Source organism: Marinimicrobium locisalis, from assembly GCF_039822625.1.
GTDB classification, from domain to species: Bacteria; Pseudomonadota; Gammaproteobacteria; order Pseudomonadales; family Cellvibrionaceae; genus Marinimicrobium; species Marinimicrobium locisalis.
Map to the genome: position 1 here is coordinate 43,018 of NZ_JBDLLG010000030.1, position 8,353 is coordinate 51,370.

The 8,353-nt window shown below is 55.4% G+C and carries 9 protein-coding genes; 2 read left to right on the forward strand and 7 right to left on the reverse strand.

Features of this window, described 5'->3' with window-relative positions; all coding sequences use genetic code 11:
• A complete protein-coding gene (locus AAE514_RS16695; RefSeq protein WP_430623913.1) occupies positions 1–201 on the forward strand; it encodes a DUF4266 domain-containing protein in 201 nt (66 codons plus the stop codon).
• On the forward strand, positions 188–1,366 hold the full coding sequence (locus AAE514_RS16700; RefSeq protein WP_347332701.1) for a DUF3570 domain-containing protein: 1,179 nt from the start codon (positions 188–190) through the stop codon (positions 1,364–1,366). The genes AAE514_RS16695 and AAE514_RS16700 overlap by 14 nt, the downstream gene beginning before the upstream one ends.
• A gap of 113 nt (positions 1,367–1,479) precedes the next feature.
• Here the strand turns inward: AAE514_RS16700 and AAE514_RS16705 are convergent, their stop codons facing one another.
• The 7 genes from AAE514_RS16705 to AAE514_RS16735 form a co-directional block, all read right to left on the reverse strand.
• Positions 1,480–1,968, reverse strand: coding sequence for a hypothetical protein (locus tag AAE514_RS16705; RefSeq protein WP_347332702.1), 489 nt, complete (start codon positions 1,966–1,968; stop codon positions 1,480–1,482).
• Positions 1,952–2,449, reverse strand: a complete 498-nt coding sequence (locus AAE514_RS16710) for a polymorphic toxin type 44 domain-containing protein (RefSeq protein WP_347332703.1) — start codon at positions 2,447–2,449, stop codon at positions 1,952–1,954. The genes AAE514_RS16705 and AAE514_RS16710 overlap by 17 nt, the downstream gene beginning before the upstream one ends.
• Positions 2,450–2,789: 340 nt before the next feature.
• A complete protein-coding gene (locus tag AAE514_RS16715; protein ID WP_347332704.1) occupies positions 2,790–3,032 on the reverse strand; it encodes a hypothetical protein in 243 nt (80 codons plus the stop codon).
• A 773-nt stretch (positions 3,033–3,805) separates the two neighbouring features.
• A complete protein-coding gene (locus AAE514_RS16720) occupies positions 3,806–4,075 on the reverse strand; it encodes a type II toxin-antitoxin system RelE/ParE family toxin (protein WP_347332705.1) in 270 nt (89 codons plus the stop codon).
• The gene (locus AAE514_RS16725) at positions 4,072–4,317 is read right to left on the reverse strand and encodes a CopG family ribbon-helix-helix protein (RefSeq protein ID WP_347332706.1); all 246 of its coding nucleotides are present in this window, start codon (positions 4,315–4,317) and stop codon (positions 4,072–4,074) included. The genes AAE514_RS16720 and AAE514_RS16725 overlap by 4 nt, the downstream gene beginning before the upstream one ends.
• Positions 4,318–4,393: 76 nt before the next feature.
• Positions 4,394–5,398 carry a site-specific tyrosine recombinase XerC gene (gene xerC, locus AAE514_RS16730; protein WP_347332707.1) on the reverse strand — a complete coding sequence of 335 codons (1,005 nt, stop codon included), beginning with the start codon at positions 5,396–5,398 and terminating at the stop codon, positions 4,394–4,396.
• Complete coding sequence (locus AAE514_RS16735) at positions 5,395–8,172, reverse strand: toprim domain-containing protein (protein WP_347332708.1); 2,778 nt, start codon at positions 8,170–8,172, stop codon at positions 5,395–5,397. The genes xerC and AAE514_RS16735 overlap by 4 nt, the downstream gene beginning before the upstream one ends.
• Between the last annotated feature and the right edge of the window lie 181 nt (positions 8,173–8,353).

Consider the following 8,353-nt stretch of genomic DNA (forward strand, 5'->3'; position numbering starts at 1 on the left):
ATGCTCGCCCTGTGCGGTTTCCTCGGCGCCTGCAGCGTGCAGCCCTGGGTCCAACCCTACGAGCGTCAGAAACTGGCCGACCCGATTATGAGCTTTGATCGAAACCCGGCCTCAAGCAGCTACCTGGGCCACGTTCACGACGCTCGGGAAGCCGGGCGCGGTGCCGACGGCAGTGCGGGGGGCGGTTGTGGCTGTAACTAAGCGCCCGCTCAAGCGTTACCTCGGCGCCCTACTGATTCTGTTCAGCGCCCCGGCGCTCAGCTCCGTGCTGCCGGAAGAACGCATCGATATTCTCTACCACAGCTACGAGGGCGGCGGAGTGAAAATCGACGGGCCGGCAGTCTTGGTGCGTAAGAATCTGGGCGAATCGGTGTCGGTATCCGGAAAGTACTATGTAGACACCGTCAGCGGCGCGTCCATCGATGTGGAAGCGGCCGGCGTGGATGTGAATTCCGCCGCTAGCCCCTATGCCGAGGAGCGCACCGAATACAACGCCGGCCTGCAATACCTGAACGACCGGACCCTGATCAGCCTGGGCTGGGCCTCCAGTGAAGAAAACGACTACGACGCGACCACCTACAGCTTCGGCATTACCCAGACCTTCTTCGGAGACCTGACCACCGTCAGCCTTAACACCAGCTACGGCGACGATGTCATCGGCCGCAATGACCGCCCCGACTTCGAGGAAGTTCTCGAGCGGCGGCGCTACGGCATCAACATCTCCCAGGTGCTGCGCACGGACCTAATCGCCGCCTTTAGCTATGAAGCCGTTGTGGACGAAGGCTTTCTCAACAACGCCTACCGCCAGGTCCGCTACCGCGACCCCACCAGCGCGCGCGGCTACAGCTACCAGCCGGAAGTCTACCCGAACACCCGCAACAGCGACGCCTATGCGCTGCGGGCCATTTACCACCTGCCCAACCGGCGTTCGGCCCTTCGCGGTGAATACCGCTACTTTGAAGACAACTGGGCCATCGAAGCGGACACCATCGAGTTGCGCTACACCCACAGCCTAAAGGACAACTGGCTGCTGGAGCTCAAATGGCGGGACTACCAACAGACCGGCGCGGATTTCTATAGCGACCTGTTCCCCTTCCGGGACGCCCAGAACTATATGGCCCGGGACAAGGAAATGGGCCCCTTCAACTCCACCACACTGGCTGCGGGAGTTACCTACACCTTACCCCGAGGCGCCGTGCCCGGCTTTGAGAAAAGCACCATCAACTTATTCTGGGACCGGATTCAGTTCGAGTACGACAATTTCAGAGACGTGACAGTGTCACCAGAAGAATACGCCGCCGGCGAAGAACCCCTGTACGAATTCGACGCCGACGTCATTCGGTTTTATTTATCGTTCTGGTTTTAATACCAACAACACGTTTCATGTCGGACCAGCAACCAATAGCCCCTGACTACCACAGACTTTTGAACACCCTAACCCAGCCGGCCGACCTCCAGTTAGGCTTGGACCAACTAGTTTTACTTGTTTATGTATTCGACTAAATACCAGTTATCGGCATCAAGAGGATAGTAGAGTATCCCGTGCTTCTCGGCTTTTTCAACGTAGCTTGGATCAGGAATATATTCGACCGTCAATGCATAACCTTTTGTGGCCAATCCTTCGGATACCAAAACCATCTCCACACCTAACAAATTGCCGTCCAAGTTATTTCCTTTTCTTGAAATATCAATGGCCTGAACTCCAAGGTCCCCAGACATTTCTAACGCCTTCTTGTAAGCCTGAATATCCTCTTTCGAAAAATCGCCGTATTTGGGAACAAAGGCCATATTCATACCCTCTACGCGCCGGATGTTCTGATGCGAAAGGACGATTTTAAGTAATGACTTCAGTTCAACTCGGTTGCTTTCGAACCATTCGACCGCCGAGTCTCTATCTCCCAGAGGCGTAGCACACACCACTTGACTCACCATCAAAATCGCCATAGCGACCTTAATAATTCGAATCATAGTAATCCCACCCTTTCATGATATTAACTGAGTCACCTGGATTGTCACCCCACGTCCAGCCCATGTGTGTATAAAAGCGAGCTTCGCTATCGGACGCCAGGAAGGGAGCGTTACCCCAATCCCATAAAGATCCTCCAGACTGCCTAAACACCTGATAACTTCCCGCACCGAACAAGGTAGCAGATAGGCTAAAACCATGGGCCGCAGCCACAACACCAAAATGAACGTTGCCAAACTCATCTAAACGAGCCGGACTAAAGTCGGCTGCAATTAGTGCTTTGCTATTTTTATAGTCCCATTTTCCCCTAGTAGCAACAGCTTTTATCCAGTCTGAAAGACTCATTTCATTAGCTTCCTTAATATTGGCATCGATATCAATGCCACCAGCCTTCAGTATATCGCCGTATGCATCTTCAAATGCGGACCGGGCCATCCCCTTTTGTGCAGATGCACGCACCCGACGCAACATCGTAGCCCGCAACCGATTTTTCCTAGTGCCATCAACACCTTACCGGGCGTTTCCCCGGCGCGTTCGCGCAGCTAGTAAAATTTTCCCCGACGCGCATTCTCGCTCATTTACAGGGCTTTTTCACTAACAGATACAGACACAACATAAACGCGATCACGAACATGGGGTCAAGCCCGTGCAACACCGCCAACAGTTCCGCCAAGTCTCTCATTATTCAACCCCCCTCAAGTGTTTATTTTCTCCAGCGTAACATCACTTTTGGATCTAGCAACTTTGCGGCGAACGGCGCTTAAAGTCTGTTTTTATTGGTTTTAATGACAACAACCAGGGGCGCGGTAGCGCCCCTTTGTGCTTACCAAGGTACCAGTAAGTCATCATATTGCTCTTTGATCAGCTTGACGTATTCCTGCCATTCATCATCCAGACGATCCCAGGCGTCCAGGACATCCGGGTAACTGGCCGGTAGGAACTCCATGCGATTGAGGACGAACTCCGCCGCGATCCGCTCGCCGGTGGACGCGCCGCTTTTGCCGGTGGTGGCCAACTGGTTGGCGACATTGATGATTGTTTTGATCTCATAAGGCACATTCTTCATAACTTTCTCCTAAGTGGCTGTTATTCACATGGATGTGATGTATTTCAGTCACTGTCAGGAACAAGTGACTGATGTATGCCACTTCCACAGAGCGCCGCGCGCAGGGCTGTCAAGGCTGCGCAGCACCGCGCAGCGGCTTGGCCTTGACAGTCCGAGCACGGGGCTATCCTGAAGGGGCATGCAGCAGACACGCTCTACCCGCTGGCACGGGCTGAAGTCCCCCCAGCGGGGGGATTTAGGGGGGAGAAGCAAACGCTTTTAAGCGCGCTTGCGCCAGCCTGTTTGTTCCCCCTTGGGGGCTAGGGGGTAAACAAACCCAAGCCAGCAACCAGCCCGGCCCTGCCCGCCTTAGCCGCTGATGCTTGTACAGGGTTTGCTACGAAGCACGAACAACCCCGCCGGCACAGGGTGTGCCCGTGCCGGCGGGTAGGGTTTTAGGGCGGGGAGGCGCGCTTTTTGCGCCGGGGGAGGCTGGCTAGACAGGGCTATGGAGTGTGGCGTGGTGCTTGCCCAGGCTTGACGACTGGTGCGCGCTGGACGTCTTTTAGCGGCTAAAACGGAAGCAGCGCACCAGACGACACTTGCAAGCACCATGACATGCGACAGAGCGGCCTTATTCCCTATGCAGTGCGCCAGCACTGCCCGGAAGCACGCAGTGCTGGAGGCAGGAACGAACGGTTTGAACCTGATGCTGGCACGGGGCGAGGGTGGCGCCAAGCTTGCGCTTTTTTTGCAAGCTTAGTGACACGCGGGTGAGTGCTTGATGCCCGCCCTTAACGGTCTTCCTTTCCATGCCAGATATTCAAGATCACGATCTCATCTGACAGTACGCGATAACGCACAATGTAGTCACGGGCAACCAGCTCGCGGAAGTTTTCCAGCTCTTCCACTGGTGTTCCCATCTGCGGTTGATCGACCAGGGTTTGGATATTTTTCTTGAGTTGGCGGCCGGCTTTTTGTGCCGCTTGCGGGTTCTTTTGACGGATAAAATCACGAAGCCGGGCAAAGTCTCGCCCGGCTCGTGCGGTATAGGTCACTTTCATTTAAAGGGCGGTTCCTTTTCATCATCGGTTCCCCAGCTGTCCAGCCAAGCCATCATGTCATCTCCATCAATGACGCGACCCGCTTTGTAATCTTCCCAGGACTCCAGAGTTTCCTGGTTACGGCGTTGCTTTAGCTCCTCTCGCGCCAGGTACTCCTCAACGGCATCTTTAATAATCCAGCCCTTGCTGCGACGCAGTTGTTCGGCTGTACGCTCCAAGCGATCCAGCAACTCATCAGGCATTCTTACGCTTGTCATTCCCATAGGGTTCACCCTTGTGTAGTACAGTGCATTACATCGCATTATAGCTACATCCACTTTAATCGTCATCCTCAGATTCTAACGTTGCCAACAATTCCTCCTCTGTCGCCTCGGGCTCGTCGTCCGACTCATGTTTCTTGTGCATGGTCGGGTGCGTCATATCGTGGATCTGCTTAAGTTTCACGATAGATACATGGGTATAGATCTCGGTAGTGCCGATACTCACATGCCCCAGCATCTGCTGGATAAAGCGGATATCCGCACCGTTATCCAGCATCAAGGTGGCCACGGTATGGCGGAACAAGTGACAGGAACCGCCCTTGCCGATATCGGCCTGCTTGATGTACTTGGACACCAGGCGGCTGAGTTTATCCGGCGTCAGGGGCTGGCCGGTGGATTCGAGGAAGACGTTCTCCGGGTCCGGCTCGATGGCAAAGCCGATTCTCACCTCATCCAGATAGCGCTTGAGCCAGCCCATCGCCCGGTCGCTGATGGGCACGAAGCGGTCTTTCTTGCCTTTGCCCTGGCGCACGGCCAACACGCCCCGGTCCGGGTGCAGGTCGGCGCGGGTGAGGTTGACCACTTCCATACGGCGGATGCCGGTGCTGTACAGCACTTCTACGATTGCCCTGTCACGCAAGCCTTCGTCGGTATGGATGTTGGGCAGGGATAGGATCAGCTCGGCCTCCTCCGGTGAGAGCGTGGCCTTGGGCAGGCGTTTTTCTACCTTGGGCAACTCCAGCTCGCTGGCCGGGTTGTACAGTAGGTAATTTTGCCGGGTGGCCCATTTGAAGAAGCCGCGGATCGGGATCAAGCGGGCCATCTGGTTTTTGGCGCTGAACGGATTGCCGCGTTTGTCGCGGCTGTGGTGCAGGTGTCTGCGGTAACGCTCCAGGATCGGCTTGGTCACTTCACTGGCCTTAAGGATACCGCGCTCTTCGCACCAGGCGCTGAACTGGGTCAGAGTGGTTTCCCTGTGGCCGACGGTTCTATCGGCATAGTTCATCACTTTTAGGTGGTCCACATACAAGCGGCTAAGGAAGGTCAGGCTGTTGTTGCTCATGACAGCACCACGGCCATTGGGTTACGGTGTGATTGGGCGGCACTTCGTGCATGATTATTTTTAGCTCTAGAAGGGCTTTCTGAACTTTTCGGACCACCTGCGCTTGAAGCCTTATCGTTCATGGGCTGCGCCGATTTCGCCGCCTCTGACTGCCCCCGGACTGAGGGCTGACCAGCCCCTGACCAGCTTGGCTTGTGCCCTGACCGCTTAACATCGTAACTCAGCTTCTCAACATCGATTAAGCCCATCAGGTGTTGCCGGTCATCACCACTCGCCCGATCATAGAGCAGTTCATAGTCATAGCTTTGGCCGCGTCCACCTCGGTGGATCAGCAGATACTCCAGCTCAACCAGTCGGGCCATATGAACCTTTAACGCGGTATCACTCCACTGCACAACTTCACGCAGATCACGACGACTAAAGCGGAAGTCCTTTTGCTCGATTTTCTGTTGCTCACATTCCGCTTTCACCATTTGCTGAATCAGCTTTAACAGCTTTCGAGTTTGCGGTGGCAGCTCATCCAAGGTGCGGCCCAGGATCTCGTGGGCAAGGCGGTTGGCGGTCTCGATATCACTGAGCTGCACTTCGATATAGCTGATGTTTTTACCGGCGTGATGGATGGTTTTAACCTCCCGCTGGTATTGGTGCAGCAAGGTAATACTGTCGATCAGGGTCAGGTATTTTTCATGGTCGCGGCGGGTGCGGGTTTTATCGTCCAGGAAGGTCAGTTGATCGGCGTAGGGGTTGATTACGGCCAACGGGCGTAACAACTTTTGCGCGTTGCGGTGGAGCTTTACCAGTTGCTCTTTTTCCAGCTTGGCGGTCAAGCCATCCAAGGTTCGGCGTTTTCTTTGTGCTTCGTGGATCGCGCGGGTCTGCTCTCTCGATTCGTTCACTGTGAGCACCAGGCAGCGGTTTAACAGCTCCTCGTCGATATCGATGGCCGTGGTGGTCAGGAACAGCATCACAGGGCCTTCCACCCGGTACTCTTTGGTGACCAGATTGCCAGTGGCCTCGTCCTTGCCAGTGCTGGCGATGGTGATTTCGCCTTCACTTTGCAACAGCTTCAGGGCATAGCTGGCGTTGCTGGCGCCCTCTTCCTCGGCAATGGCCAGGATCTTGTGCTTGAGGTTGGTCTCGCCCATATAGAATAGGCTTTGGCCAGTCATGGCACTGTACTGCACCCGCTCGTCCTCCGGCATCAAGTTGAGCACGGCATCCATTAAACTGCTTTTACCGGCGGCGCTGGTGCTTTGGAGTATTACGGCCAGGGGCCTATCCAGCTTACGGCTTCCCGCCGCGAGATAACCAACTAGCTTATTGGTTTCTTCACCGACCACACCACAGCGGCTAAAGTCGGACAGGATGCGGTTTAACAAGTCAGGATCGCGCAGCAGCTCCAGGGCGTCGCTTTGGTCTTGCTCGCTCAGCGCCGTCGCTTTTTTGCTGTCTTCGGCTGGCCCCTGGATCATGCGTTCCTGTAACTCTTCGAGCTTGAGCAGCACCTTGCCCAGGTCCTTTTTTAGGGTGTTTTCCTCAACTCCCAGCTCCAGGGAAGCCAACTTGATAAAGCTCTGGCGGTGCTTGGCGGCATAGAGATCGAAGGTGTCTACGTGGATGCCGCCACCTGCCAGCGACGATGCGTTGTCTCCTGACGCATCGGCATACCGTGCATCCATGCACATAACATTCACTTTCAGCACTTCATAGTTTTTGTTTTTCTCAAGGCCACGGACACGGTATTTTCGATTGCCGAAGGTGAAGGCTATTTCTTTCTCCGAGACTTCCGCATCAACAGGATTTGCCGGCGCCGCCGGCATTGCCTGAGCCGGTGGCAGTGATTCAGGTTCAACGGTTTTCACCGCTTCAGCGACTAAGGAAGAAGTGGTTTCTTCGCGATGGTTTTTCACCACTTCCGCAGTGGATTGAACCGGCGGCAAGACCATATCCAGCTGCCGCTCTGGCGGCTTGCCTGCGCCCATCCACACGGCCTTGCGGATCACCAGCCCCAGACTCTTGGGTGCCGGTGTCACTTGCAAGGCGTATTCATTTACGTCCACACCCTTGGGCAGCTCGATGCGGAAGCACGCCAGGCCCTCAGCCTGTAACCGTTCGGCAAGCTTTGCTGCAGCGGCGTTTCCGGCCTGGTCCCGGTCATAGGCGATCAGCACCCGCTCAACACCCGATTGCTTGAACAGCGCCAGGTGATCATCCGTAAAACCCGAGGTGCCATAGCTGGCTGTGACATTGCGATAACCATTGACCCAGAAGGTCATGGCGTCGATTAAGGCTTCACAGAGGATAATTTCTTTCTGTCCGTCCAGGCCATCGGCGTTCCAGACACCGGCATGAGGGCCGGGTAAGTACAAGTGTTGCGCTGTGCCTTTACGTAACCGGCTGCCGAGGATCTTACGCCCGTAGGCTTCGATGACATTGCCTTCAGCATTTAGGACGGGCACCACCACAGAACCGTTAAAGTGCTCGTGGCCACTGTCGCGCAGGATACCGATTTCCTGCAGAGTGCCCCGGACGGCCGCGCCCGCCTTACGGTTCTTTTCCGGCAAGCGGTAGCCCAAGGTGCGATTGGCATAACCGAGCTTGAAGCGCTCGATCAGCTCTGGGCAGCCCAGGCCCCGGCTGGCCAGGTAGTCCAACGCTTCTGGGCTTTGCTTTAGGGTCTCGTGGTAGTAGTCCATCACCTGGTTGAGTAGCTGTTGAGCTTCGGCATCCTCAGACAGCAGCACATCCAGTTTCTTGGTGGTGCTCTTTTTCACCGGCTGAACTGAAGCCGCTAAAGCGGGGATGTCGTCGCGCAAGATTTCAACAGCGTGACGGAAGCTGACGCCCTGAGTCTTGATGACCCAGTCAATGACACTGCCTCCGGTTTGGCAGTGTTAATGGCCATCTAAACTGACCCACCTCTGGCCAATAATTTTGACCCACCCCAGGTGGCTT